Raw genomic sequence first — 25,349 nt, 5'->3', positions numbered from 1 at the left:
ACGACTGTATGGTTCCCGACGACCGTCTCGACGGGCCGGCCATCGAGACGACCGACCTGACGAAGCGCTTCGGCGACGTGCTCGCCGTCGACGGCCTCGACCTGTCGATCCCCCGGGGCGACGTGTACGGCTTCCTCGGCCCGAACGGCTCCGGGAAGACGACGACGATGCGCATGCTGACGACGCTGACGCGGCCGACAAGCGGCTCGGCGCGGGTGATGGGCGTCGACGTGACCGACCGGCGCGAACTGATCTCGGTCGTGGGCTACCTCCCCGAGGAGCCGCCGCTGTTCGACGAGCTGACCGCCCGCGAGCAGCTTCGCCACGTCGCCGCGCTCCACGACCTGCCGCGCGAGCGGGCCCGCGAACGCATCGACCGCTACCTCGACCGCTTCTCGCTCGCCGGCGAGGCCGACCGCCGGCTCGAAGGCTTCTCGACCGGGATGCGCAAGAAGGTCGGCCTGATCGCGACCGTGCTCCACGACCCGCCGGTGCTGTTCCTCGACGAACCGACGAGCGGGCTGGACCCCCGCGCGGCTCGCACGGTCAAGGACCTCATCGCCGAACTCTCGGGCGGCGAGACGACGGTCTTCCTCTCGACGCACATCCTCCCGGTCGTCGACGAACTGGCCGACACCGTCGGCGTGCTCCACCGGGGCGACCTCGTCGCCGAGGGGCCGCCCGACCGGCTCAAACAGCGCGCCGAGCGCGGCGAGGCCGGCTCGCTGGAGGACGTCTTCCTCGAAGTGACGACCGACCACGCCGGCGAGGCGAGCGCGGCGGCGGGCGAGTCGAGCGCCGCGGGAACGAGCGGCCCGACGGGGAGCGACACGAGCGAGGCGGACGCACAGCGATGAACCTCGCACACAGCACCCGTCTCACCAGGATCGACGTCCGGCGGATGGTCCGCAAGCGCACCGCGCCGGACAACCGGCTGTCCTCGGTCGTCTCGGTCGGGCTGTACGCCCTGCTGACGCTGGCGCTGACCGCTGGGGGCGTCTGGGGCGGGCGCGCCGTCGGCCGGGCGCTCGTCACGGGGTCGATCGAGTTCCTCCCGTCGGCGACCGCCGTCGCGGTGCGGGGCTTCGCCGGCGTCATCTGGGTCCTCCTCGCCGTCGTCTTCGCCGTCCGCGCGGTGGGACAGCGCGGCACCCTCACCAACGCCGAGGGGATCCTGACGGTCGTCCCCACTGACGAGGCGTACCTCGGCCTCGTCGCCAGCGAGTACGTCTATCTGCTGCTGTGGACGCTGCTGCCAGCGGTCGGCGTCGGCGTCGGGCTGGCGCTCGGCGCGAACGCCGTCTGGCCCGTGCTGGGCGTCCCGCTCGCGGTCGCGCTCGCCGGCACCACCGCGGTGACGACCTCCTTCGCGGTCGGGCTCGGCGTCCGCCACGTCGTCACGCGCTTCCCGTTCGTGGCGCGGCACAAGACCGGGCTGATCGCGCTGGCCTTCGTGGTCTACATGGCCGCCATCGTCTCGGGCTCGTTCAACCAGATCGTCGGCGCGCTGTTCGAGCCGATGGCGGCCTCCCCAGTCGGCTGGTACGCCGACCTCGCGATTTACGGCCTCCCCGGCGTCGCGTTCGACGCGACCAGAGCGGCCGTCGCCGCCGTCGGCTCGGTCGTCCTCGCGGGCGCGGCCGTCGCCGCCGGGACGTGGGTGGCCCGTCGCCACTGGTTCGCCGACCCCGCCCTCGCCGGCGAGGAGGACGACGAACCCGCGCCGACGGAGGCCGCGACGAGCGCGGGCGCGGGAGAGACGCCCCCGTCGACCTCCGAAGACAGGCTCGCCCGCTGGCTCGAAGCCGCCGTCGACCGGCCGACCGCGGCGCTGATCACCCTCGCGTGGCGCCGGGCCGCCCGCGCCCCGCTAAAGCTCATGTACGCCGCCTACCCGCTGTTCTTCGGGACGGGCGCGTTCGTCGAGATCCTCCAGACCGGACAGATCCCGGTCTACCTCCCCTACGGGTTGCTCGTGTTCCTCGCCTGGGCCGGCGGCGTCGTCTTCACGCTCAACCCGCTGGGCGACCAGGGGTCGGTGCTGGCGACGACGCTGCTGAGCGAGGTGACCGGCCACCGCTTCGTCGGCGCGCACGTCCTCGCCGGCCTGCTCGTCGTCGTCCCCGTCGGGACCGCCCTCGTCGCGGTCACGGCCGTCCTCAGCCCGCTCGACGCTCGGTCGGCCGCCATCCTCACCGGCCTCGCGCCGGTCTCGATGGTCGTCGCCGCGGCCCTCTCGGTCGGTATCGGGATGGCCTTCCCTCGCTTCGAGGCCACGAACGTCACCCGCTCGATGGAGGCCGTCGTCCCCAGCCCGTGGGCGTTCCTCCTCTTCAGCGTCCACGTCGTCCTGACGACGCTCTCGGCCCTGTTCGTCGGCCTGGAGGTCGCTCGCACCGTCGGCGCGGACCTGCTCTCGATCGTGCTCCCGTTCGGCCTCTCGGTCTCGGCGGACACCCTGTTCGCGATCAGCGCCGTCGCGCTGGTGGTCCTGGTGTTGCTCCCCGCACTCTCCTACCGCTACGCCGTCCGCTCGTTCGATCGGTACACCATCGCGTGAGGCCGGGGCCACCCGGCCGTTGCGCGCGGAGCCATCTTGGCCCCGGAGTTCGTCTGTGATCGTATGGCACACAGAGCCGACGCGGCGACCTTCGAGGGGGCCGGCGACCTCGACACCGAGGGCTCGACGGTCCTGGTCGGGCTGCCCGGACTCGGACTGGCCGGCGTCATCGCCGTCGAACACGTCACCGACGAACTCGGGCTGGAGTACCGCGGGTACCTCGCCTCCGGGGAGTTCCCACACGTCGCGACCTACGCCGAGGGACGGCTCCGCGAGTCCGTCCGGGTGTACGGCGACGGGGACGTGACCGCACTGCTCGCGGATCTTGTGTTCCCGCCGCGCTCGCACGGCGCGCTGGCCGAGGGCGTCGTCGAACACCTGACCGACGGTTGCGAGCAGGTAGTCGTCCCCATCGGCGCGCCGGCGGAGTGGGTCGACGAGCACGGCCGGGTCACCGCCGTCACCACGACGGATTCGCTCGGTCAGACGCTCCACGACGCGGACGTCCCGCCGGCGCCCGGCGTCGGCGCTATCGGCGGTCCGACCGGTGCCATCGTCGACGCGTGCGCTCGGGAGGGCGTGCCCACGGTCGCGCTCGTCGTCCGCGTCGAGCCGTACCGCCCCGACCCCGCGGCCGCGACCGCGCTCCTCCGGCACGGGATCGAGTCGGTCGTCGACGCGGCGTTCGACACGCGCGCACTCGAAGCGAGGGAGGACGCACTCATCGCGGAGATGGACGAGATGGCCCGGCAGATGCAGCGCATCGACGCCCAGGAAGGGTTCGAGCGCCCGCCGCCCGAGGACGACGAGCCGAGCATGTTCCAATAGCGCCGCCTCAGAACTCGGTTCCCTTCCGGGCGCTGTGACCGGTCTCGATGGGGTGGGCCTCCTTGCCGACCTCGGTCACCAGGTCCGCGATGTCGGTCACGAACTCCGGTCGCTCGTGGCCGCCGGTCAAGACGAGTTCCAGGTCGTCGGGCTTCGATTCGATCAGTTCGCGCACCTCGTCGGGGTCGACCAGACCGCGGTTGCCCGCGTAGCCGATCTCGTCGAGGATCAGCATGTGGACCCCCTCGTCGGCGGGCGCGTCGGCGTCGAAGGGCGTCGACAGATCCGCCTCGCCGGCCGCCTCGATCAGCTCACGCGCCCGTTCGAGGCCCCCCTTCGCGCGGGCGGCGTGCTCGTCGTCGTCTGTGCCGTCGTGGAAGCGGTGCCAGCCGTAGTGGCCGCTGTTCTCGTAGGAGAAGCCCGGCAGGGCGTGGACGGCGTTGTACTCGCCGCGGACGTCTTCGACGGTACCGGTCCCGCCCTTCATGAACTGGAGCATGTGGACGCGGTAGCCGTGACCCGCGGCGCGCATGCCCATCCCCATCGCGGCGGTCGTCTTGCCCTTGCCGTCGCCCCACCAGACCTGCACGAGGCCGAACTCCTCCGGTGCGGCCGGTTCGATCGGCCGCGGTTCGAGCGGGTCGTCGCCGGGCTGGGTCGCGTCGTCGGCGCCATCGTCAGTCATGCCCCGACCGACGACCTCCGGGACCGTAGCCGCTTCGACACGCCGGCCGGAACTTCCCGCGGACCGTCGGCGGCCCGCTACTCGTCGACGCGCGAAACCGTCGCCTCGCCCGCGGAGACGACGCCGTAGTCGGCCCCCTCGACGGTGTCGGGGACGGCATCCCCGTCCGCACCGGCGTACCGCGCGGCGAGACTCGCCCGGACCGCGTCCCGGACGCAGACCCGCGCCGCTCGGCCCACGGGCGTCGCGCTCCCGGCGAACGCCGCCCGTTCGCCCGACGGGTCACAGCCGACGACCACCGCGTCCGAGGTCGTGCCGGTGAATCCCGTCTCGGCCAGCATCGTCGCGGTCTTCGCCTCGACTGCCGTCGCCAGCAGCGTCGCGAGCGCGCCGTCGTCCAGCGCCCGCGTCGTCCCCACGACGAGGTTCACCGTCCCCGGCCGCGGCGGGCCGTCGCCGGAGTCGGATTCGAACGCCGCCTGCCGCTCCGAATCCCCGCCATCCATCGGGAGCGACGCGGGATTCGAGACGCCCGCGGTCGCGACGACTTCGACCCCGTCCAGCCGCGCGCGGCGGGCGTGACGCTGCTCGACGCCGGTCAGCATCGCCGGCCCTGGAGCGTCGAACCCCGCGCGCTCCCGGCGCTCGGCGACGTACTCAGCGAGGTCCGTCCGGTCGAACCCTTCGGGGACGGTGACGTTGTACGCGGCGTCGGCGGTCTCGTAGCCGCCCGAAAACCCCGTCGTCAGCCAGCGCGTCCCCGGCCGGCGCGCGCACAGCACGCCCGCCGAAATCTCACTCTCGAACATCCAGCGACTCCAGCAGTCGGTCGTGCTCGTCTGGCAATCGCACCGCGACGCGGACGTGCGAGTCCAGCCCGCGGAACGAGCGGGCGTCCCGGATCGCGATGCCCGCCTCGCGGGCCGACCTCAGCACTTCGTCGACCTGTTCGAAGGTGCCGCAGTCGAGCAAGAGGAACGGCGCGGTCGAGCGCTCCAGCGGCGCTGCTGACTGGAACACCTCGAAGCGGTCGTCCGCGTCGAAGGCCGCACGCAGGCGCTCGCGCTCGCTCGCCACCCGCTCGCGCGTCGCGGCGGCGAACTCGTCGGCGGCGAGACAGTGCGCCCCGACCGCGGCGGCCGGCCAGCCCAGCCCCCACGTGAGCGACGCCGTCTCGATACGGTCGCGGAGGTCGCCCGTCGCGACGGCGAACCCGGCGCGCAACCCCGGCAGCCCGAACAGTTTCGTCAGCGAGCGCGCGACGACGACGCCCTCCGTGCCCGCCAGCGACTGGCGGTCGGTGAACCCCAGGAACGCCTCGTCGACGAGCAGCGGCGTGCCCGCCGCGCGACAGCGCTCGGCGAAGGCCCGGAGTGCGTCCTCCGCGTAGGCGTCGCCCGTCGGGTTGTTCGGGTTGCAGACGACCGCGAGCGCGAACTCGCTCGGATCGCGGCCGAGAATCGCCTCGTGGGAGACGACGACGGGCTCGCCGCCCTGGAGTTTTACCTCGCGGGCGTACTCGCCGAAACTCGGCGCGGGCACGAGCGCCCGGTCGCCCGGGTCGACGGTGACCGCGACGGCCAGTCGAATGGCCGCGAGGCCGCCCGCGGTCGGGATCACGTCGGCGGCGTCGACGGACTGCGGACCGCCGCCCACGTACTCGGCGGCGGCCGCGCGGAAGTCGGGGTAATCCTCGGGCGGGTACGAGCGCGCGCCGTCGAGCGCGTCGGCGTACGCGTCCGCAGCGCCCGCGGGAATCTCCGGGTTCACGTTCGCGCTGAAGTCCAGCACGTCGGGGTCGTCGCTGCTCCCGTGGGTCACGTCGTCGCCCGCGAGTCGCGCGACGGCCTCCCTGTCCATGGTCCGTGGTCGGCCAGCGCCGGCAAGAATCTGTCTCTCCGGGCCTCGCGTCGGTCGCGTCGGCCCGCTCGCCACGGCTCCCGAGGCCTCCGTCGGCCCTACTCCCAGGTGTAGCCGAACGCCTCGGACCCGCGGTCGATGTAGCGGTTCTCCAGCACCTCGCTCGTGGTTCGGCCGAGTTCGTCCAGCGCTTCGTCGATGTCCTGGCGGTCGTTGCGGTCGAGTCGCTCGTCCCACGGCTCGGGCAGGTCGGCGGCCAGCGTCGGCGCGAGATACCCCACGTCACCCGCCGACTCGTTCCAGTAGAAGTCGAGCGCGGCGATCAGTCCCAGTTCGCGGGCGGCCTCGAACTGCTCGTCTGAGAGGTAGGCGTTGTCGGCCCACTCGCGGAAGGCGTCCTCCCAGGCGCCGTCTTCGAGGAACTCCGCGAGCGCCTCGCGCCGGCCCTCCTCGCCGGTCCTCGTCTCCGGTTCCTCGACCGCGTCGTAGTCGCCCGGGTCCTCCGCGGCGTCGAGTCTCGGCGGGTCGGGTACCTCGGGGTCGAATGCCATACCACACCTTCGTCGGTCAGCCCATTGAGGGTTTCCCACGGCCCGCCAGCGGCCCCGAGGCGACAAAGCACTTACCGGGCCCGGGAGTGGCGGCTGCCATGCCCTCCAGGCGGTCGGTACTCGCGAGCGTCTCGCTCGGACTCGCCGGTCTCGGTGGCTGTCCAACGCTGTCGGACACCGACGACGAGTCCGCGAGAACCCCCGCGCCCCGAACGTCGAGCCCGCCCCCGTCGGCAGTCGAGTCGACAGCGACGGCCACCGACAGCGAGCCGTCGGCTACCGAAGAACCCCTCGGGAACCTACCGGAAGAGTGCGTGACAGACGAGTTCACCGGCTTCACCGGCACTACGCCCCGGCCTGTCCCGGAGCGTCCGGACACCCCGACGCCGGACGCCGCGGTCGCCTACGCCCGGGAGTACGAGCGCTACTACCTCGCGTACCGGGCGATGTACGACCTCGGCCCGCAGACGCCCGACGGCCGAACCGGACTCCCCGCGCACGAGTTCCCCGACGTCCGACTGGCCGAGTCGACCGCCGAAGTACTCCGGAGCGGCGACGACCGAGTCGTCGTCAGACTGGCGTACGATCGCGTCTTCGAGGGAGAGTCCCGCGGCGACTTCACGGTCGTGTACTCCGTCTCGGCCGACCGCACCGTTCGGGCGGAGACCGACGGACGCGTCTCACCGGGTCCGGACCCTCTCGACGACGGCTTCGTACAGCGGTGCTGATCCTCGATCTACAGCAACAGTCGCTCGGCCACCGCGGCGTCCTCGCGGCGGTTGACGTTGACCGCGAGTCGCGCGTCGTCGCGGACGACCGTCGCGTCGCGCTCGTCGCCGACGACGTTGACCCCCGTCGGCGCGACTTCCTCGCCCTCGTGGACGAACCGCGCGTCGACGCTCACCCCGAGCGTGCTCTTGAGGAACGTCGGCACCGCGGCGGTCAGCGACCCGCCCTCGTGGGCGTCGAGGACGCCGTCGACGGCCTCGCCGTCGAGCAGCGGCAGGTCCGCGGCGACCGTCAGCACCGGCTCGTCGATCCGCTCGTCGGCGAGCGCGTCCTGCAGGTCGGCGACGTAGCCCTCGCCGGCCGTCTCGACGGTCGGGCAGTCGACGTAGGCGGCCGTCTCCGGCGCGTGCGGGGAGACGACGGCGTAGACGCTGTCGATCCGACTCGCTTCCAGCGCCGCGACCACCCGGTCGACCATCGGCTCGCCGTCGACCCGGAACAGGGGCTTCTCGACGTCGGCGTCGAGCCGCGTGCCCTCCCCGCCGCACATCACCAGGGCGTCCACTGGGTCACCTCCGCGAGTCCGACCGGCGCGTCGGCGCCCGCGTGCCAGGCGACGAGTCCGGTGTGGAGCGCGGCGACGCGCGCGAGTTCGTTCGCGGCGCCGATCACGTCGCCGGTCACCCCGTCAAGGCGCGCGCGGGCCCACCAGAGCACTCCGAGCGCGACCGCGAGCGCGCTCGCGAGCGCCGCCGCGGCCGCGAGCGACGGGAGCGTCAGGACCGCGGCTGGGACGGCCAGCGCGAGCGGGACGACGAGGCCGCGGGGCGGCGTCTCGTCGGCGACAGCGGCGCCGAATCCCCGTGGGCCGCGGAGCCGAGCGCGGTCAGCGTCGCCATCGCGAGCTTCGCGGCGACCTCGGCCGCGACGACGAGCCCCGCGGCCGCGGCGAGGGGGAGCGCAGCGAGGCCCGTACCGGCCAGGGCCAGCCCGGCGACGACGACGGCGAGCGCGAGCGTCCCGCCGACGCCGAGGACGGTGTCGCCCATCACCTCGCGCCGTCGCTCGGCGTCGCCGTGGACGACCGCCGCGTCGCCCAGGTCGGCGACGCCGTCGAAGTGGTTGATCCCCGTCAGCGCGACGACCGCGAGCACGTACGCGAGCGCGACCGTCACCGCGGGGACGGGGAGCGCGAGCGCGACGGCGACCGGGACGGCGACCAGCGCGCCGAGGACGTAGCCGGCGATCGGGAGCGTCCACGGCGCCGTCCGGAACGCCTCCCACGCGCGCTCGTCCCGGCCGACCGGGAGCCGCGAGAGGAACCCCAGCGCGCCGCGCAGCGCCGTCGGTGCCTCCCTCAGACCCACGTGACCACCCCCGCCGCGAGGTACGCCAGCCCGCCGGCGACGCCCGCACGGCGAACCGCCCGCTGGGCGTCGGCGACCGTCGGCAGCGACGGCCCTCCGGGGAGTTCGTAGACGCCTGGCTTTTCCAGACGCACGTCCAGAGCGGCGGCGATCGTTCCCATCGGCCAGCCGGAGTTCGGGGACGGCACCCCTTCGTTCCAGCGACGCGCGCTCGCGAGCGACCCCGGCGCCAGGAAGGCCGCGGCGAGCAGGACCGCGCTCGCTCGCGCGGGCACCCACATCACCGCGTCGTCGAGTCGCGCCGGCGCCCATCCGACGGGCTTCGAGCGGTAGCCCAGCATCGAGTCCATCGTGTTGACCGCTTTCACCCAGGCCGCGCCGGCCGCGGCGAGGGCCAGTCCGACCGCGGCGGGATCGACGCCCGGGGCGACGGCCGGCGCGATGCGCGTGCCGACGGCCGCGAGGGCGGCGAACGCGCCGAGCGGCGCGACCAGTCCGTCGGCGAGGTTCTCCGCGACGCTCTCGACGGCGGCGCTTCGCACTTCGCCCGCCGAGAGCGCCGAGGCGTCCCGGCCCGCGAGCGCCCGCAGCTGGTCGCGGGCCGCGTCGAGGTCGGTCTCGCTCGCGGCCGTCACCGCGCGGGCGACGCCGAGCAGTCGCCGGAGACTCGTCGTGACGAACAGTGCGAGCCCGCCGGCCACGGCGCCCGCCAGCGGTCGCTGGAGGGCCGCCACGCCGACGAGCCCGCCGACGGCCAGCGCCGCGCCGATCGGGAGCGTCCCGGTCGCGAGCGCGCCGACGATGCGCGGGCGCGACCAGTGTCGGTCGAGCGGTGCGACCAGCCGGCCGAACCAGGCGACCGGGTGGAGCCGCGTCGGCGGCTCGCCCGCGGCGGCGTCGAGCGCGAGGGCGACCCCGACCGCGGCTGTCGTCACCGCGATCGTATCGCCTCCAGCTCGGCCGGGAAGTCCCGGAGTGGGACGTCCGAGAGGAGAAGCGGCGTCGCGCCGGCCTCGCTCGCGGCGCCGTCGGTCGCCGGGTCGTCGCCGACGTGAACGAGGCGCTCGACCGGCGCGTCCAGCGCGCCGGCGACCGCCTCGAACGCCCGCGGGTCCGGCTTGCGCCAGCCCGAATCCACGCTGGCGACCACGGCGTCGAACCGCTCCGGGTCGATCGTCGACTGGTCGAGCGCCCGCTCGACCAGTCCTGTGACGCTACAGTTCGAAAGCACACCCACCGTTCCGTGTCGAGCGGCCGCGTCCACGGCCGCCTCGGCACCCTCGCGCGTCGCCACCGGCCGGTCGAACGCGGCGAGGACCGCCGCGCGGACCGTGGCGTCGTCGGCGTCGACGTCCCGACTCTCCAGCGCCGCGGAGACGTGCTCGGACAGCGGCGTCTCCCGACCGGGGTCGACGGCGACCTGGGGTTCCCGGTAGGCTCGCGCCCAGTCGTCCGGGATCGTGACCCCTCGCTCACGGAGCTCGTGAGCGACCGCCTCCGCCGGGTCGTCGGGCCGCTCGACGGTGACGAGCGTGCCGAATAGATCAAACGATACCACCACGGCCACCCCATCGCTACGGGCGCCCTTCAACGACACGGACTGTTCATCCGAGTTAGGACGGCTATCCGGTACCTCGCGGTCGTCACTACGTCCGCCGACTCGGGTCGTCGATAAAAATGAACCGCGTGGGCCGGATGGCCCCGGGTCACATGGGGTGGGGCCGCGCGCTCGGCTTCGGGCAGGCCTGAGTCGTCGCGGAGCCGCACGGACGGCCGTCGTCAGCGGTCCGCGCCGTCCGCGTCCATCCACTTGGCCCGTCGGATATCGTACTTCCCACAGGCCGGACAGGTGTGATACTGCACGTCGAACTGCGCCTCGCAGTCGACGCAGACGTACGGGTGCGCCTCCGAGTGCGACAACCCTGAAGCGCGTTTGGCCCGTTCCAAGACGCCCATCGTGACCATCTGATCACAAGCCGGCATCCACTAAAAAGAGCGAGGATAGTTTACATCCGCTGAGAACGCCGCCGTCGGACGCCCTCGGCGTGCTGACCCCCGTTATCGATCCTGGTCGTCCGCGAGCGGCGAGACTGGTGCCGTCGGCGGGTCGACCCGGTCCGCGCTCACCCCTCGTCGCGGTCCTGTCCCCCGTCGTCGGACTGATTCTGCCCCCCGTCACCGCCTTCGGTCACCGGGACGCGCGTCGGCCCCTCGTCGCTCCGGCCCGGTGAGCGGCGGTCGCCGCCCCGGCCCCGCGAGCCGCGGTCGCCGTCGCCCCCGACCGGGATCCGGTCGCGGACCTCGTTCGCCAGCGACTCGACGCGGTGGCGCACCGTCGACGCCTCCTCCTCGAAGCGCTGGACGTTCCGGTCGACGCGGTACACCCGGTCGCGAGGGATCTGTTTCATCAGGTCGTTGCCCTGGTCGTCCGAGCCAGACCGGAGCATCCAGTGGTCGCGCGCGTACACGACCTCCTCGTTGTCGACCGTGACCTCGGTCGTCCCCTCCTCGGGGTCCTCGTAGACGATCGTCGCCTGGCCGAGTTCTATCTCGTCCATACCCCCGGTTCGGGCCCCAGCGGTTTACGCTCGGCGGCGACTCCGGCGGCGCCCCGGGAAAGCCGGGGCTGATCGCTCTCGTCGGCCGCTCACGCGCCGACGAGGGCGGTATCTTCGACAGCGGGCTGCGGAGTCCGCGTCTCGGTCGGCTCGCCGGTCACCGTCCGTTCGGACTCGGTCCCGTTCGGGGCGATCGGTTCCGCGCCCGCGTCGTTGTCCGTCGTCGTTGTCGTCTCGTCGCCGCCGGCCTCGGTGACGGCGCCTCCCGGTTCCCCACAGCCGGCAACGACCACCAGCGCCGCGAGTGCGAGGACAGCGAAAACTGTTCGCAGTCGTGGTGTCATCGTCGCCACTACGGAGTGGACGGGATTGGCGTCCTGGCCCGCATTCGCAAGGGAGACGAACGGCGCTATATCGCCGGCATATGGCTTTTTTGTCCGGAATATCAACGTAGAGCGTGTCTCCCCGAACGCCCACAGAACTCTTCGAACACTCCGTCGAGGAGGGCGAGCGCCGCCTCGACCAGTCGCTGCTCGAACTCGCCTCGACGAGCTTCATCGCGGGGTTCACTATCGTCTTCGGCGTCGTCGCCCTCGGCATCGTCGAGGCCTTCGTCGAACCGACGCTCGGCCACGTCGCGAAGGTCGCCGGCGCGCTCGCGTTCGGGATCGGCGTCGTCTTCCTCGTCGCCGGTCGGACAGAGCTGTTCAACGAGAACTTCGCCGATCCGACGGCCGCCGCGGTCGAACGACCCGGATTCTCCGCAGTTCCCGCACTGGTTCGCCTGTGGGTCGTCACGTTCGCCCTCAACCTCGTCGGCGGCTGCCTCTTCGCGCTCGTCTTCGCGGTGGAGGGAGCCATCCCGCAGGCGTCGACCGAGGTCCTGCGAGCCATCGCCGAGGACACGGCCCACCGATCGACGATGGCCTGGTTCGCGCGCGGCATCGCCGGCGGGACGCTGGTGAGTCTGCTCTCCTTTCTCATCGTCGCCGTCCGAAGCGACGGCAGCAAGCTCTCCCTGACGTACGCCGTCGGCTTCATGCTGGCGCTCGGCCCGTTCGACCACGTCGTCGTCTCCGTCGTCCACGTCGTCCTCGGCATCTACCTCGGCGCACCGATCGGACTCGAAGCGCTGGTCACGATGACCGCCGTCGTCACCGCCGGCAACTTCGCCGGCGGCCTCGGCCTCGTAACGGTCACGCACATCACTCAGGCGATGGGCGCCCACGAGTCCGACGAGTGAGTGTTCGCGCGACTGGGCGGCGGGAGTACCGACCCCCGCTATCGACCGGCACCGTGGAGGGGGTGACCGGGAGCGCGCCGACGCCTGCATCGCGTCGGAGCGGGTCGGCCACCAGATCCGATAAGTACCGAGATTCTGTCGGTATCCGTATGGCGCTGCGTGTCGACGTCCGGATCGACTACGTCGAATTCGGCTACGTCGAGGGAGGGGTCGGTGTGAGGGTCGACGGCGTCCCCCTGGTTCGCTACGAGGGAGGAGAATCGAGCGAGTACCTGGGATACCTGCTAGATACGACGCTTTCCAATCTGCTCGAAGCCCTCGAAACGGTCGTCGAGGCAGGGTCGCCGGCCACGGCAGCAGCGGGAGGGGGAGTCGTGGAGATACGAGTTGAACTCGTCGAGGGTGATCGGATTCGGATATCACTGCGGGGCTCCGAACTGGTTCACCCCGAAAGCAAGCGAGGGTACGTCGTGGAGACCGACGAACTCTGTGAGCAGGTGATCGCCTGCGCCCGGAAAGTTGCGTGGGCCTGTGAGGCGGACGCCGAGGCAGCGGACTGGCCGGCGGACCTCGCTGAGTTCGACCACTCCGGGGAAGATCACCGTCTCCGGAACCAGGCCGCGTCGCTCCGTGAGACCTTGCGGCGGCATCGCTGAACGCCATCCTGCTCCCGAAGTAGCCCATCGGCGTCCCCACTGCGACGCGGAGGTCGGCGACGACGCGCTGATTCCGCCGACCACGCCGTTTCGACTACAAAATTCGCCAGACGGCGCTGACCCGCGGCTTGACTCCAGTTGAACTCACCAAATCGGCCCGATGTTCGCGAAACGGATTTCGGGAGTAGAACGGTCTGATAGCCGGAAAGCAGGCGCATAGCTATCTGTCGTGATTCAACGGGAAAGGAAGTCCGCCCTCCCCGATTTGAACGGGGGACAAGTCTCTGAAATAAAGAGACGACCCTCACGCCTTCTGGTGGTTCGAGGCAATCATGACGAAGGAACTCGAACCCCTCACGCCCTCGGAAGCCAAGGAGATGTTCTTGGCCGACCGGCGTGGACAAGTCTCAGAACGAACGGTACAGGCAGACGACTATCGACTCCGGCATCTCATTCGCTGGGCCGAGGATAACGGACTAAACAATCTGAACGAACTCGATGGTCGGACTCTCCACAAGTTCCGGCTCTGGCGTAAGGAGGATGGGGACCTGAACAAGGTCAGCCTCCGGACGCAGCTGAAATCGCTCCGAGTCTTCATCAAGTGGTGCGAATCCATCGATGCAGTCGAGGAAGGGCTTCACGAGAAAATTCTCCTCCCGACGCCATCGAACGAAGAGGAGCGCCGAGAGGAGACGCTTCGCTCCGGACAGGCCGAGGACGTACTGGAATATCTCCGCCGATTTGAGTATGCCTCTCGTTCTCATACGCTGGTCGAATTACTCTGGCATACTGGACTCCGAATCGGAGCAGTCTATTCGCTGGACATCGAGGACTTCGATTCCGAGGAGCAACGCCTCAGTCTTACCCATCGACCGGATACCGAGACGCCTCTCAAGAACAAATCCGAGGGGGAGCGGATGGTCGCTCTAAGCCAGTACCTCTGCGAAGTCCTCGAAGACTGGATTGACCATAATCGCCCCGAGGTCACTGATGAGAACGACCGAGAACCTCTCTTCGCCTCGGAGCAGGGCCGATTGACGATATCGACCATGCGCGAGAGAGTCTATACGGTCACTCGCCCCTGTTACTACGGAGACCATTGCCCGCATGACCGACGAGAACGGGACTGCGAGGCGACCAAATACGGATATCGTAGCAAGTGCCCTTCGAGCGTCAGCCCCCACTCAATCCGTAGAGGGGCGATCACTCACTTCCTGACCGAAGACGTTCCTGAGAAGGTCGTCTCCGACCGGATGGATGTGGGGCAGGATGTTCTGGATAAGCACTACGACCGGAGAACCGAGGAGGTGAAGGTCGAACAACGGAGAGGATACCTCGAAGATATCTAATCGGAGTCTTCTCCTACTTTCCCGGACTGACCTCGTTCATCGAGATGTCGCTCTAAGTCCTCGGAGTTGAAACTCAGATAGATGGAGTTCGGTCGGAAGCGTCCTATAAGCGCCAAAATCGCAGAAGGGAGAGCAATAATTAGGCCAAGAACGAGGAGAGGCCAAAGTCCTTGTAGATATGCAATTGGGATTGAAGTCACAGAATCTACGACGCTCAACCCGAAGAAACAGACGGCCAAGACAGCGGAAAACGCTGAAATCGTCAATAGCCAAAAACATTCTCCACTCGTACGCTTTGATTCAGTACTGATGGCTCCGAGGTATTCTCGAAACTCTACATCATCAAACTCCCCGTTAAGGTAGTTCTCGAAGACGGTTAGTTCTGGATTTAATGATGCCCGAGAAATAGTGAACGCACTCGTCGCCGCACCCACGGATAGTAGCCAAAAGACCGCTCCACCGAGCGTATAGAGATTTACCACGAATATCTCAAACTGATTGAGTCCTCGAAGTTGAAAGAGAACTGGAGCGGCGACCAAGATACTGGCTATGAGAAGGTCAATTTGTAGCAGTTTGAGGGCATGGTTCGCTTGTTCGGTTTTTCGGGTCTGATTATGGTTTAGATAGAGATGTGCTTCGTCCCCGATCTCAGGAAAGAGTTGGTCATCAGATGAACCATCTGTCATACCCAAGTCTCTGCCACCTTCTCAGATTATTCTTTGGAAGTTCTTGATTTGAGCTATCTCTCGCTCCTCCTCGCCACTCAGAGGCGATTTTCCCTTGCAGGCAACGGGAAATATCGAAGTGAGATTCCTCGCGCTCAGACTTGCGCTGAGGAGTGACTATCAGTCCATAAACCACTATACCACGAGAGAGGCTATCTGGTGCAAATGCCAAATGAAATCCACAATCAAGACCTCGCCGAGCTAATCGAAGGTGATGAGGACTACAGGAAGGAATTCAAGAGTGCGGAAGTTCTTCGAGAGCCTTCAGATAAACACCGACGAAAGATTGCAAGGGAGATGGTCGGCTTTGCAAACCGGCAAGGAGGTAAATTGATTTTTGGCGTTGATGATGAGACGCGGGAGGTAGAGGAACTGTCACTTGATGATGAGAGATCACTGAAGACAATTAGCGAAGTTGCCCACGATAGATGCGAGCCAAAAATCGAATTTACGCGAGAATTCTACGGTTCTGACCTTGGTGATGTAGACAATGGAAATGTATACGTCGTCGATATCAGCCAGCGTAGGGGGCCTCCCCATGCAGTTGTGGAAGCTTCTGGGCAAGACATAAAGACAAGAGAATACCGAATTCGGGCAGGGGATAGACCGCGTCTCGTTTCAACTGAGGAATTAGAGTGGTTGTTTGAGCGAGATTCACCAAGCGCAACTTTCGATTGCACGTCGTGGTTCGTATACCTCAAAACAGAGGATGGTCTTGGGCTTCCTAAACTACATTTACCGGACTCTCAGAGCTTGCTCAGTGAATTCTATTGGGACCTATCAGACGAAGATGAAGAGTTCCTGTTAGAGAATGAGGGGGAAAAGATGTCTGACTTCATCCGAGAAATAGCTCCTTTCGCCTTCGTCAGAAATCTATGTGAAGCCCATCGTGAGTCGTGGCTGATTGAGAAACGTCGTAAAGGAAAGATGGAGGCATCACCCTCTATTTCTTGGGGACACTACATGGTGGATAATAACGCGATATCCCCGAATCGTGATGTCCCTACCAATCAATTAGAGTTATCTGAGATTGAGGTGACGGGATTACAACAGAGTCTTTTAGCAGAATTGTCAGTTGACCCGGTGGAGTCTACCTTCGGTGGGATGTTTCAAACCCCTCCCGATGTAGAAGTAGCAATCGATCTCCATACTCAAGCTGAGAAATCTGAAGAGTATACGAGAATACCGACGTTGACTATTTCGAGACCAAATCGGTTTAATTTTGAAATTGAGTTTGGACGTCGGCTTGGGTGGGGGAGAGGGCCACCAGATGCTCATCCCATTCACAATCTCCGGACAGTAGAGGATAGCTTCAATAATATTAGTGAAGACATGGGTACGGTTGAACTCCAAATCGACTTTGACGCTGAATTTGAATTTCCCGATTCCCCCGACCCAGAAGTGAAATCCCATCAAGACTACGCGAGACAGTTAATTGAAATCCTCGAAAGAAACTGGGATGCTTACCTATTTCTCGACCAACTCCCGGACCATACCTCCTACCAGATTAATTATAAGCTGGATGCCATCATGCAAGCTCTTGGATTCAACCAGAGCTATTTCTAAGGCTGCGAGATACCAAATTCAAGCTACCCTATCCTTCTTTGGGACACCCGGCTCCCAGTTCCCTTGGTAGTCGGCATATATCGATTTTTGCCGCTCATCGCCCTCCTCAGGGAGTCTTGGGCCCCACGCCGCGTGATATGCCTCCTCATCAAATTCGATTTTAAGCGCGTCATCCAGCCTTCTATGGCGATGCCTCTCCTCTCCGGATTGCCGGACATGACTCCGGAGAGCGTCAGGGGAGCCGATGACAATTCGAGAGCATCCCTCGATGGGGCAGGTAAAGGTTTCAGGGCTATCCGTCGAGTCAACCTCTCCATCACGAGCCTTCCGAATTCGTTCGAGGTCCTGCTTCGCTTCCGAGCGTAGCGTCCCGCCATCAGTCATCAACTTCGGCTCAGTCTCCTCCTGCTCTGGATCGCGTTCCTGACTCCCGACCTTCACCCATCTGGCGTCATCAGGGTCCGGTAGGCCTTCGAGGTAGTAGACGTGGCGTTCTCCGTTCGGACGGTGCGGACAATATGCGTGAGCGATTTCCTCGGTTTCACGGCAAATCCGCTTGACGACCTCTGCGAAGTAGGAAGCAGTCCGTTCTGGATTTAATTCGGCGGCCAACTTCCCGACTTCACTTGCAGTTGGATACCTCCGGGAATCGCAAGCCGATATGATCCCGAGGGGGGTACATATTTCCCCACAAGAGGGAGAGGAGATAGATAAGTCAAGTCCAAATATATCCGCTACCTCCTCAGGTTCCTTCTCATAGGTCAATATCCACATCGTAGCCCGGACTGTGTCTTTGGTGACGAGGCTCGGAACGCCATCCTTCGATGGATCAGTCCATGGCTTATGTTCCTCAGGGTCGTATCCTCCCTCGTATTCGGAGCGTCGCCATTTGTGCCAGAGACCAAATTCAAATTCTCTCTGGACTGCATCCATTTGCTCTTGCAGGTACCCCTCTCCCTTTTGGAGCCATTTCCGAAGGTTCCCGGTCTTGTCATAGGGGTTTTCTCGGCAGTAGTGTTTGTATAGGTCGAGCGCAAAACATCGCCCCTCCTCTTCATTATCACCGCGATATAGAAACGCCCCATAGAGTCCGTCAAGAGCGTAGTAGTCTGCGGCACTTCGATTGATATCCCCTGACCCATCATCTCGCCGGAGGTCGTAAGTCCCAGTTCCCCCTTTGAGGAGGTCCATCATGTCTTTCTGGAAGCGTTTGGTCTTCGGAAGGAGGTCAGCACAGAGATAACGATTCGCCTCCTTGATGGTATGTTCATCCGGGAGAGTGATTTTGTCACCAGCGTGTTCCTCATTACTCCCCTCATTGTTGGACTTACAGGCCTCTCGAAGGTGTTCGAGATATTCCCCGGAGAGCGCCGCTATTGGCTTCAGAGAACCGACATTATATTTGCTCGTTCCTGTCTGGGGACAATTCTCCCCACAGAATACGTCATGGTCGATGACCGAGCCCGGTCCGAGAGCGTACCAGCCATCGTAACGGACGCTCCCCCAGTCCACTTCGCTATTGCTGATTCCAGCGTCTTCTTTGACGGTGTAGTAGAGGTGATATCCACCATGCGGAGATTCCGTGAAGACGGTCTCTGGTAGGTTAGCGACCCATCTCGGAAGGTCGTCTATGGGTACGTCAATGTCGAGGATGACCAGTCCGTCACCCCCATGAATCGTATAGTTCCCGTGATGATCGGAAGGTGGGCGCTTCTCCTCGTGATTGTAGCACTTCTTAGTGCCATCCTCGACGTTAGCGCATCGACCGATCTGAACGCCTGCCTCCCGAAGACGGTTCTCGATTATTTTGGTAGTAACGGTACTCTCGGAGCTTCTCGGCGCGGAACTATTTTCTTTATTCGAGTCAGATTTTCTCATGTCGAAGGTCATCTCCTTCGGCGTCGCCTTCGTTACTTCCCATGGTTCGGGGGTCCACGCCCCCGGATTCAATCCCTCTCATCGTTCTGACCTACTGGGCGAGGAAGTCGTCTAACGCCTCATCGACCAGCTCCTCGCACTCTTCCTCGAATTCGTCCCGGACTGATTCCGATATTAGTTCGTTAAGGCGCTCTTCCTGTCCATCCGTGAACGCCTTGTCCGAATCGAGGGATTCGACTGCTCGCTTGAGGAAACGCGACCAAGTTTCCCCTTCGGGCTTGGCTTTCTTGATTTCTCGATGCGTGTCTTTCTGAACGCCGATTGTCGTAACCTCTGTCTGTTCTTTCGCCATATATTCGATTGACCTCCGAACTGTCATAACTGCTGGCGAACACAAGTTCGACTCTTTGGCTCAGAAGTCGTTAGTACGCAATAGAAGACGTGAGTATCCAGATTTATCGAGGATGGTCGAGAAGGTCAGAGAATCACGCCATCTCCTACTCAAGTAGGGGTATATGAAGAACTCTACCTCAACCGCTTGATTTCGTCGGCCGGTTCATCGGAAATGCACGATGGAGTGGTACGGGAAACTGTGGGAGATGTGGTCAAAATGAACGAGGTTCTCAATAGTACGGTCCCGAAATCCATCCAGTGCCAGTTCTCGCCGCGAGGGCAAGCAGAGAGTGAATCGAAGGGCTTGGGCAACGGAAAGGGCCATCTCTTCGACAAATCTATTTGAGCGCGCCTCTCGCTCCTCTCAGTGCAGAGACAGTTTATCCCCCTCACAGTCGAAGGTCCGAATATGGCTGAGATTTGGCCCTGCCCATACTGTGAGAAGGTCTTCCTCGAAGAAACCCCACTCCGAACTCACTCCAGTCGGATGCATAACGAGTATCTACGCCGAGGAGACGCTGACCCCGAAGAACTCCCATCGATAGAGGGAGAATTCTCGGGATCGCCGGAGGTTGCAAAGTACAGTCTGAGAGGAATACCTTCCTCGGATTGAATCCGTCTCAAATCGTAGATAGCCGTCCTCTTCCTCCCGTTTGAGGCCATCTCCGGCGGAATGTTGTTTAAGTTGTTTCCCATATCCCCGAGTATGAGCAAAGCTATGCCCAGTGATGCGATGAAGCAGAAGGCTCGCGAGGAACTCAAGAAAGTTCTACAGGAGCGGTTCAACGAAAAGATTGTCTCGGAACTCTTCGACTCCGACCAGTCTCGGACGAACGCCAGCCGAGGGTCGGGGCCGAATACGGTGACGGAGGAAGTCGAAATTCCGGTGTCTGGATTCACAGAGAGCGATTCCCCTCATACCTCGACAGTCGAGAGGGAGCGAGTCGAACCAGGTAGAGACCCACGACTCAACGATGACATGAGCGCGGCTGAAATCTCTCGGGCTTCCCGTGAAGGCCTGACCGTGGAGGAAGAACTCCAGATTCAGGGAGGTCGTCGGACGAACAGCAAAGACGCCAATCCCGAGGAAGTTCCCGTCGGTGGCTGGGACCACGGGGGAAACGATGAGTGAATCTCAGGAGGTGACGTCCGAGGATGCAGATACAGTCGTGAAGATGGAGAAGTCCGTCACCAATCCCGCCGTCTCGACCGAGGAAGTCGCCGAAGAACTCGGAGTCAGTACCGAAGAGGCGTTCGAGCTACTGGATGAATCCCCACGCCCCTCAGGAAAGCCAGTCGGAGATACCCATATCTGGTGGTAGAGGATACCCCCATGTTTCCGATGGAGAACGGTCGAGACGATTTGATTCGTAGATTCCCCGTAGCCATCCCCCTCCCAAATGGTGGGGAAGGAATGCTCAACGCTCTAACGCTGACGCCCACCCCTCACATCATACATCAACTCCATAGACCATGACCATCGAGCAAGAAGAGCAGTACCTCGGCAACGAGCCTGACGAGGTTCCGAGAATAGAGCCAGATGAGCAGTGCAACGGGAAGAAAGTCGAGCGGGACGACGAGAGTGAGGAGACGGTCTTCGCTGGATACTGCAACGCCACGGCTGGGAAGGGAACAGACCATCTCGGTGAAGGGCGTTGTAAGTACCATGGAGGGGCTTCGACTGGAGCGCCGAAGGGGAACCAGAACGCTCAGACTCACGCCCTGAACGCTGACCCCCATCACTACTTCCAGTCACTCCCGCGAGAGCAGAAGGAGTATGTCCGGGATGTCGCCGCTTCAATTCAGGACCGAATTCGAGCACGTTCGGGAGACGTCGATTATCTCGATAGGGTGATGACCCGGCGAATCGCCATCGAACTCCACATCGTCAGTAAGGCCAGCGACTACGTCGAAAACGTCTCCGGCCTGACCGAGACTATCTTCACCGAACACGGAAGCCACGAGAAGGAAGCGGCCCTCCTCGATGAGATTCGCAAACGCGACAAGACGATATTCCGGATGCTCAAGGAAGTCGGCGTTCTGGATGACCCAGAGAGTCAGAAAGCGGATGCACTCGAATCGTGGAGAGCCTTCGTCGAGGATGGGAGTTCCTGAGATTCACTGAGCGCGGCGAGAAAGCGATTGAATAGCGAGCAATCGTCTTCTGCTCGACAGTTCTGGCATCGCCTGAGAGGAGCGAAGGGGAGCGAGAAGGATATCTCGATGATGACTCCCATCTCCGAGTGGGAGTGAGCCATCAAACCCTGCGGGGGTCTCTCGTACCTGAGCAAGCGTTGCTGAATTCCCGTATTCCGAGTTTCAGACGAACCCCAATTTTGGAACCACGACACGACTCATCTACTACGCTAAGGTCTAAGCGCGTTCCCCTCTTCGGCCACGATGAACCACCAGATGGCTACGACCGGACTTGATGACCAAGTGAACCCCGAGGCGTTTTCGGAGCAGTATAGCGCCGAATCGGGGCGCTATCCTGTGAATCTGGATAGCAAGGGTAGGAAGTCCGCCCTCCCCGATTTGAACGGGGGACAAGTCGATCTACAGTCGACTGCTCTACCAGTCTGAGCTAAGGGCGGGCGCACTTACAGGTAGCCGCCGTACTGGACTTAACCGTTTTGACTTCCGGCCGGAGTGAGAGTGTGAATCAGCCGCACGGCGCCCGTCGCGCGGCAGACGGGCGTCAGACACGCGGGAAGATTGAAATACCCGGAGGACAACGAGTAGCACGAGCCGAATGAGCAAGATCACCTTCCGCGCGGACGACGATCTCATCGAGCAACTCGAGGAGTTCGACGCCTCGAAGAGCGAGATCATGCGGGAGGCCCTGCGGGAGTTCCTCGACGACGCGTCCGACGCCCAGTCGGAGGCGACGGCGTCGACCTCGACCGCCGACACGACGGACCCGGTCGAGTCCATCGACGACCTCATCGCCGAGCGCGTGGACGCTATCGTCGGTGAGCGCCTGGACGGTGCGTTTACACCGTCCCAGCCGCAGGACATCAACGTAAACATCGCTCTCGACGGCGAACACGCCGCGTCAGCGGACGCGTCCGACGCGTCGGCGTCCTCGACGACAGACGCGTCTAACACGGATCGCACTCGTAAGACGGGCAGCGAGGCGGACGAAAACGTCCTCGAAAGCGAGGCCCGTCCGTGTACGCAATGCGGCGAAACCATCTCCGCTGGGCACGTTTACTGCCCGAACTGCGGGGAGAAAGCGTCCCACCGGGTCTTCTGTGACTGCGGGGACGAACTCCGCTCGGACTGGGCGTTCTGCCCGGGCTGCGGTCGACGCACCCCTGCGGCCGACGTGCTCGACCAGACGTGATACGCCGTAAACGCTACGCAGATCGCGTTAAACGCCGTAAACGCGCGGTCGTATGACGGCCGCCGCAACCTTTATAATGCCACACCCAGATGTAATGCTTGCGTAAGACGGTCGTCTTACACGGGCCGAAGCGCGGACGTGTGACCCGCGCCTTCGGGCGATTACGTCGAATCGGATGGCGCTGTCGCCGTGTAAGACGAACGGACGACTCGTCCGCGAACGCCGTCTTACCCAAGGGGAACGATCAAAAACATGGAGCGTGTGACACTACGGATTCCGAAGCAGCAGATCGAAGAGGTCGAGCGAATGGTCGAAACTGGGGAGTACCCCAACCGGAGCGAGGCGATCCGGGCGGCCGTCCGCGAGAAACTAAATGAGCAGGACGGGGGCAAAGAGCGCCCGTCGGAGAAGCGAAAGCGCCGTAGCTGGCAGCAGAGGGCCTGACCGATGCAGGACATCGTCAAGGAGGCCCTCGAGCGGGACGAGCAGGAACAGCAGCAGATGGACGAGACCGAGGGCGACGGATTCGGTGACCCGCGGATCGTCATCGTCGGCTGCGGTGGCGCCGGCAACAACACCGTCAACCGCCTGTACAACATCGGCGTCGACGGTGCCGACACGGTCGCCATCAACACCGACAAACAGCACCTGCAGATGATCGAGGCGGACACGAAGATCCTGGTCGGCAAGTCGCTGACCTCGGGTCTCGGCGCCGGTGGCGACCCCGAGATGGGCAAGCGAGCCACCGAGATGGCCCAGGGTACCATCGAGGAAGTCCTGGGCGACGCCGACCTGGTGTTCGTCACGGCCGGCATGGGCGGCGGGACCGGTACCGGTGCCGCCCCCGTCGTCTCGAACATCGCCAAAGACCAGGGCGCCATCGTGGTCGGCATGGTCTCGACGCCGTTCAACGTCGAGCGCGCCCGCACGGTGAAGGCCGAGGAAGGCCTGGAGAACCTCCGCAGCGAGGCCGACTCCATCATCGTGCTGGACAACAACCGCCTGCTGGACTACGTCCCCAACCTGCCCATCGGCAAGGCGTTCTCCGTGATGGACCAGATCATCGCCGAGACCGTCAAGGGGATCAGTGAGACGATCACCCAGCCCTCGCTCATCAACTTGGACTACGCCGACATGACCGCCATCATGAACCAGGGCGGCGTCGCGGTGATGCTCGTCGGCGAGACCCAGGACAAGAACAAGACCGAGGAGGTCGTCAAGGACGCGATGAACCACCCGCTGCTCGACGTGGACTACCGCGGCGCGACCGGCGGCCTGGTCCACATCACCGGCGGCCCCGACCTCGCGCTGAAGGAGGCCGAGGGCATCGCTCAGAACATCACCGAGCGCCTCGACGCGAGCGCGAACGTCATCTGGGGCGCGCGCATCGAAGAGGAGTACAAGGGCAAGGTGCGGGTCATGGCCATCATGACCGGCGTCAAGTCCGCCCAGGTGCTCGGTCCGACGACCCAGAAGCAGGCCGACAAGTCGCGGCAGGCGCTCGACGACGTGGACGACGCGTCCTTCGACGCCAGCCAGAACATCGACACCGACTTCGGCAACGAAGCCGGCGGCAGCGGCCGCGGCGGTGCTGGCGGCAACGCCGGCGGCGCCGGCGGCGACCCCGGATACGGCCACACGGACGGCGGCCGGGACAACCTCGAGAAGAACAACGGTCTGGACGTCATCCGTCCGGACTGACGGCTCCCGGGTCGACCGACTCCCGCTGGAGACCCCTCCACAACTCCAAAGGACTGCTCGACCCACTCTCTCTTCCGTTTTCGCCCGCCCAGTGACGACGTCGTCCGACGCCGGTCGGCCCGCGACGGGCCCGTCGGACGGCTTCGACCCCACCACTGGGTCGTCCGACGCCGTCTGACTCGTCGTCGGTTCGTCTCACTGTCCGACGGCGTCCGACTCCCGGCGGAGCGTCTGTCCGACTCGTCTCACGGTGGTACGGCTATCGCCGGATCCGTCGCGTGGCGAGAAGGGATCGGCCGTAGTCGTTCAGACCGCTTCGAGCGCGTCCAGCAGGTCGCACTTCCGACAGACCTCGCGACCCGTGGGCGCCCCGCAGACGTCGCACTCGCCGTAGTCGGCCGGCTCGGTCGCGCCGAACGCGCTCGCCGCGAGCGCGGCCAGTTTCTCGTAGCCGGCCATGATCGAGTGTCGCGTCCCGGGGTGGTTCTCTTCCATCCCGAGGAGCAGCTCCTGGACCTCGCCGCGGTAGGCCTCCTCGGCGTGCGGACACTCCGTGATGTGGGCGGGCAGGTCCTGCAGGTGCGCGTACAGCGCGACTTCCTTCTCGGGGACGTCGCGGAGGGGTTTCGCCCGCGGGACGTGGTGGTCCTGTGGCTGGCGCGGCCGCTCGGTCGGATCGACCGGGTCGTCGACGGGGTTCCCGTCGCGGTCTTCCTCCGGGAACGGCCCCAGCGAGGCGTCGTAGTGGCTGGCCATCTGCTGTACGTCGCCCTCGAAGAAGTTCATGAGGGCGGTCTGTGCCTCGTCGTCGAGGTTGTGGCCCGTGAAGAGCTTGTCCGCCCCCAGTTCCTCGGCGTAGCGTTCGAGGGCGTCGCGGCGGAACACGCCGCAGTAGGCGCAGGCGGCCATCCCCTCGGGGTCCGCTTCGACCACGTCGTCCATCTGCACGCCGTACTCCTCGGCGTAGGAGACGACCTCGTGGCGGATGTCGAGGTCGGCCGTGAGTTCCTCGCAGGCGTCGAGGGACTCGTCGCGGTACCCCTCGATGCCCTCGTGGATCGAGAGCGCGACGAGTTCGATCCGCGGGTCCTCCGCGAAGGTGTCGTGGAGCACCTGCGTCAGGACGACCGAGTCCTTCCCGCCGGAGAGCCCGATCACCCACGTCTCGGGGTCCTCCGGCGTGGCCGAACGCGGGATCAGGTTGTCCTCGCGGACGCGCCGGCGGACGCGGGACTCCACGGTCCGACAGAAGTGCTCGCCGCAGAGGTGCAGCCCCGAGTAGGCGGCGTGCATGACCGCCTCCGACCCGCACTTGTCGCAGTCCATCGGGCGAACGTATCGGGGCGAGCGGGGT

At 65.0% G+C, this 25,349-nt stretch carries 29 protein-coding genes, 1 tRNA gene and 1 pseudogene; 15 read left to right on the top strand and 16 right to left on the bottom strand.

The window, feature by feature from the left end; translation table 11 throughout:
- Positions 1-8 precede the first annotated feature (8 nt).
- The 3 genes from PSC72_RS07770 (at position 9) to PSC72_RS07760 (ending at position 3,388) form a co-directional block, all read left to right on the top strand.
- Complete coding sequence (locus PSC72_RS07770; protein WP_274325317.1) at positions 9-857, top strand: ABC transporter ATP-binding protein; 849 nt, start codon at positions 9-11, stop codon at positions 855-857.
- Positions 854-2,560 (top strand): hypothetical protein, encoded by a 1,707-nt coding sequence (locus PSC72_RS07765; protein ID WP_274325316.1) that lies wholly within the window; start codon positions 854-856, stop codon positions 2,558-2,560. Before PSC72_RS07770 ends, PSC72_RS07765 begins: the two co-directional genes overlap by 4 nt.
- A 63-nt stretch (positions 2,561-2,623) precedes the next feature.
- Positions 2,624-3,388: a proteasome assembly chaperone family protein gene (locus PSC72_RS07760; protein ID WP_274325315.1), complete on the top strand. Its 765-nt coding sequence runs from the start codon at positions 2,624-2,626 to the stop codon at positions 3,386-3,388.
- Between the two features lie 7 nt (positions 3,389-3,395).
- Here the strand turns inward: PSC72_RS07760 and PSC72_RS07755 are convergent, their stop codons facing one another.
- The 4 genes from PSC72_RS07755 to PSC72_RS07740 all read right to left on the bottom strand — a co-directional run bounded on the left by PSC72_RS07755 (position 3,396) and on the right by PSC72_RS07740 (position 6,484).
- A complete protein-coding gene (locus tag PSC72_RS07755) occupies positions 3,396-4,073 on the bottom strand; it encodes a cob(I)yrinic acid a,c-diamide adenosyltransferase (RefSeq protein WP_274325314.1) in 678 nt (225 codons plus the stop codon).
- A 77-nt stretch (positions 4,074-4,150) separates the two neighbouring features.
- Complete coding sequence (locus PSC72_RS07750; RefSeq protein WP_274325313.1) at positions 4,151-4,882, bottom strand: adenosylcobinamide amidohydrolase; 732 nt, start codon at positions 4,880-4,882, stop codon at positions 4,151-4,153.
- The gene (locus PSC72_RS07745) at positions 4,869-5,933 is read right to left on the bottom strand and encodes an aminotransferase class I/II-fold pyridoxal phosphate-dependent enzyme (protein WP_274325312.1); all 1,065 of its coding nucleotides are present in this window, start codon (positions 5,931-5,933) and stop codon (positions 4,869-4,871) included. Before PSC72_RS07745 ends, PSC72_RS07750 begins: the two co-directional genes overlap by 14 nt.
- Positions 5,934-6,031: 98 nt before the next feature.
- Positions 6,032-6,484, bottom strand: a complete 453-nt coding sequence (locus PSC72_RS07740) for a hypothetical protein (RefSeq protein ID WP_274325311.1) — start codon at positions 6,482-6,484, stop codon at positions 6,032-6,034.
- A 98-nt stretch (positions 6,485-6,582) separates the two neighbouring features.
- Between PSC72_RS07740 and PSC72_RS07735 the strand changes: the two genes are divergently transcribed.
- Positions 6,583-7,212 carry a hypothetical protein gene (locus PSC72_RS07735; protein ID WP_274325310.1) on the top strand — a complete coding sequence of 210 codons (630 nt, stop codon included), beginning with the start codon at positions 6,583-6,585 and terminating at the stop codon, positions 7,210-7,212.
- 8 nt (positions 7,213-7,220) lie between these two features.
- On the opposite strand, the gene PSC72_RS07730 is transcribed toward PSC72_RS07735, so the two are convergent.
- The 7 genes and pseudogenes from PSC72_RS07730 to PSC72_RS07700 all read right to left on the bottom strand — a co-directional run bounded on the left by PSC72_RS07730 (position 7,221) and on the right by PSC72_RS07700 (position 11,431).
- Positions 7,221-7,763, bottom strand: coding sequence for an NTP transferase domain-containing protein (locus PSC72_RS07730; protein WP_274326156.1), 543 nt, complete (start codon positions 7,761-7,763; stop codon positions 7,221-7,223).
- Positions 7,763-8,580 (bottom strand): annotated as a pseudogene (gene cobS / locus PSC72_RS07725) (adenosylcobinamide-GDP ribazoletransferase). The gene PSC72_RS07730 and the pseudogene cobS overlap by 1 nt, the downstream one beginning before the upstream one ends.
- Complete coding sequence (gene cbiB, locus PSC72_RS07720) at positions 8,571-9,515, bottom strand: adenosylcobinamide-phosphate synthase CbiB (protein ID WP_382261433.1); 945 nt, start codon at positions 9,513-9,515, stop codon at positions 8,571-8,573. The pseudogene cobS and the gene cbiB overlap by 10 nt, the downstream one beginning before the upstream one ends.
- Complete coding sequence (locus PSC72_RS07715) at positions 9,512-10,141, bottom strand: HAD family hydrolase (RefSeq protein WP_274325309.1); 630 nt, start codon at positions 10,139-10,141, stop codon at positions 9,512-9,514. The genes cbiB and PSC72_RS07715 overlap by 4 nt, the downstream gene beginning before the upstream one ends.
- Before the next feature lie 218 nt (positions 10,142-10,359).
- Positions 10,360-10,563, bottom strand: a complete 204-nt coding sequence (locus PSC72_RS07710) for a hypothetical protein (RefSeq protein WP_274325308.1) — start codon at positions 10,561-10,563, stop codon at positions 10,360-10,362.
- 140 nt (positions 10,564-10,703) lie between these two features.
- A complete protein-coding gene (locus tag PSC72_RS07705) occupies positions 10,704-11,138 on the bottom strand; it encodes a hypothetical protein (protein ID WP_274325307.1) in 435 nt (144 codons plus the stop codon).
- Between the two features lie 89 nt (positions 11,139-11,227).
- On the bottom strand, positions 11,228-11,431 hold the full coding sequence (locus tag PSC72_RS07700; protein ID WP_274325306.1) for a hypothetical protein: 204 nt from the start codon (positions 11,429-11,431) through the stop codon (positions 11,228-11,230).
- Positions 11,432-11,595: 164 nt separating this feature from the next.
- Here PSC72_RS07700 and PSC72_RS07695 point away from each other — a divergent pair, with 164 nt between their 5' ends.
- The 3 genes from PSC72_RS07695 (at position 11,596) to PSC72_RS07685 (ending at position 14,386) form a co-directional block, all read left to right on the top strand.
- Complete coding sequence (locus tag PSC72_RS07695; protein WP_274325305.1) at positions 11,596-12,381, top strand: formate/nitrite transporter family protein; 786 nt, start codon at positions 11,596-11,598, stop codon at positions 12,379-12,381.
- 149 nt (positions 12,382-12,530) lie between these two features.
- Positions 12,531-13,037, top strand: a complete 507-nt coding sequence (locus PSC72_RS07690; protein WP_274325304.1) for a hypothetical protein — start codon at positions 12,531-12,533, stop codon at positions 13,035-13,037.
- Between the two features lie 332 nt (positions 13,038-13,369).
- The gene (locus PSC72_RS07685) at positions 13,370-14,386 is read left to right on the top strand and encodes a tyrosine-type recombinase/integrase (RefSeq protein ID WP_274325303.1); all 1,017 of its coding nucleotides are present in this window, start codon (positions 13,370-13,372) and stop codon (positions 14,384-14,386) included.
- Here the strand turns inward: PSC72_RS07685 and PSC72_RS07680 are convergent.
- Positions 14,383-15,072 (bottom strand): hypothetical protein, encoded by a 690-nt coding sequence (locus tag PSC72_RS07680; RefSeq protein ID WP_274325302.1) that lies wholly within the window; start codon positions 15,070-15,072, stop codon positions 14,383-14,385. The two genes, PSC72_RS07685 and PSC72_RS07680, sit on opposite strands and share 4 nt — an antisense overlap.
- Positions 15,073-15,276: 204 nt before the next feature.
- Here PSC72_RS07680 and PSC72_RS07675 point away from each other — a divergent pair, with 204 nt between their 5' ends.
- A complete protein-coding gene (locus PSC72_RS07675; RefSeq protein WP_274325301.1) occupies positions 15,277-16,677 on the top strand; it encodes an AlbA family DNA-binding domain-containing protein in 1,401 nt (466 codons plus the stop codon).
- Between the two features lie 18 nt (positions 16,678-16,695).
- On the opposite strand, the gene PSC72_RS07670 is transcribed toward PSC72_RS07675, so the two are convergent.
- Positions 16,696-18,567 carry a bifunctional DNA primase/polymerase gene (locus PSC72_RS07670; protein WP_274325300.1) on the bottom strand — a complete coding sequence of 624 codons (1,872 nt, stop codon included), beginning with the start codon at positions 18,565-18,567 and terminating at the stop codon, positions 16,696-16,698.
- Positions 18,568-18,646: 79 nt separating this feature from the next.
- Complete coding sequence (locus PSC72_RS07665) at positions 18,647-18,907, bottom strand: hypothetical protein (RefSeq protein WP_274325299.1); 261 nt, start codon at positions 18,905-18,907, stop codon at positions 18,647-18,649.
- A 450-nt stretch (positions 18,908-19,357) separates the two neighbouring features.
- Here PSC72_RS07665 and PSC72_RS07660 point away from each other — a divergent pair, with 450 nt between their 5' ends.
- The 4 genes from PSC72_RS07660 to PSC72_RS07645 all read left to right on the top strand — a co-directional run bounded on the left by PSC72_RS07660 (position 19,358) and on the right by PSC72_RS07645 (position 21,063).
- Complete coding sequence (locus PSC72_RS07660; RefSeq protein ID WP_274325298.1) at positions 19,358-19,561, top strand: hypothetical protein; 204 nt, start codon at positions 19,358-19,360, stop codon at positions 19,559-19,561.
- A gap of 93 nt (positions 19,562-19,654) precedes the next feature.
- Complete coding sequence (locus PSC72_RS07655; protein WP_274325297.1) at positions 19,655-20,080, top strand: hypothetical protein; 426 nt, start codon at positions 19,655-19,657, stop codon at positions 20,078-20,080.
- Positions 20,073-20,270, top strand: coding sequence for a hypothetical protein (locus PSC72_RS07650; protein WP_274325296.1), 198 nt, complete (start codon positions 20,073-20,075; stop codon positions 20,268-20,270). Before PSC72_RS07655 ends, PSC72_RS07650 begins: the two co-directional genes overlap by 8 nt.
- 151 nt (positions 20,271-20,421) lie before the next feature.
- A complete protein-coding gene (locus PSC72_RS07645) occupies positions 20,422-21,063 on the top strand; it encodes a hypothetical protein (RefSeq protein ID WP_274325295.1) in 642 nt (213 codons plus the stop codon).
- Between the two features lie 405 nt (positions 21,064-21,468).
- Here PSC72_RS07645 and PSC72_RS07640 read toward each other — a convergent pair.
- Positions 21,469-21,542: transfer RNA gene (locus PSC72_RS07640), tRNA-Tyr, on the bottom strand.
- Between the two features lie 158 nt (positions 21,543-21,700).
- On the opposite strand from PSC72_RS07640, the gene PSC72_RS07635 reads away from it, so the two are divergent.
- The 3 genes from PSC72_RS07635 (at position 21,701) to ftsZ (ending at position 23,995) form a co-directional block, all read left to right on the top strand.
- The gene (locus PSC72_RS07635; RefSeq protein WP_274325294.1) at positions 21,701-22,294 is read left to right on the top strand and encodes a double zinc ribbon domain-containing protein; all 594 of its coding nucleotides are present in this window, start codon (positions 21,701-21,703) and stop codon (positions 22,292-22,294) included.
- 252 nt (positions 22,295-22,546) lie between these two features.
- Entirely contained in the window at positions 22,547-22,738 is a 192-nt protein-coding gene (locus tag PSC72_RS07630; protein ID WP_274325293.1) for a ribbon-helix-helix domain-containing protein, read from the top strand.
- 3 nt (positions 22,739-22,741) lie between these two features.
- Positions 22,742-23,995 carry a cell division protein FtsZ gene (ftsZ, locus tag PSC72_RS07625; protein ID WP_274325292.1) on the top strand — a complete coding sequence of 418 codons (1,254 nt, stop codon included), beginning with the start codon at positions 22,742-22,744 and terminating at the stop codon, positions 23,993-23,995.
- Positions 23,996-24,301: 306 nt separating this feature from the next.
- Here ftsZ and ncsA read toward each other — a convergent pair whose 3' ends face one another.
- Complete coding sequence (gene ncsA / locus PSC72_RS07620; RefSeq protein ID WP_274325291.1) at positions 24,302-25,321, bottom strand: tRNA 2-thiolation protein NcsA; 1,020 nt, start codon at positions 25,319-25,321, stop codon at positions 24,302-24,304.
- Positions 25,322-25,349: the final 28 nt, after the last annotated feature.

This window comes from Halosimplex aquaticum, assembly GCF_028747785.1.
Classification (GTDB): domain Archaea; phylum Halobacteriota; class Halobacteria; order Halobacteriales; family Haloarculaceae; genus Halosimplex; species Halosimplex aquaticum.
This window is presented reverse-complemented; position numbering and strand designations above follow the sequence as displayed.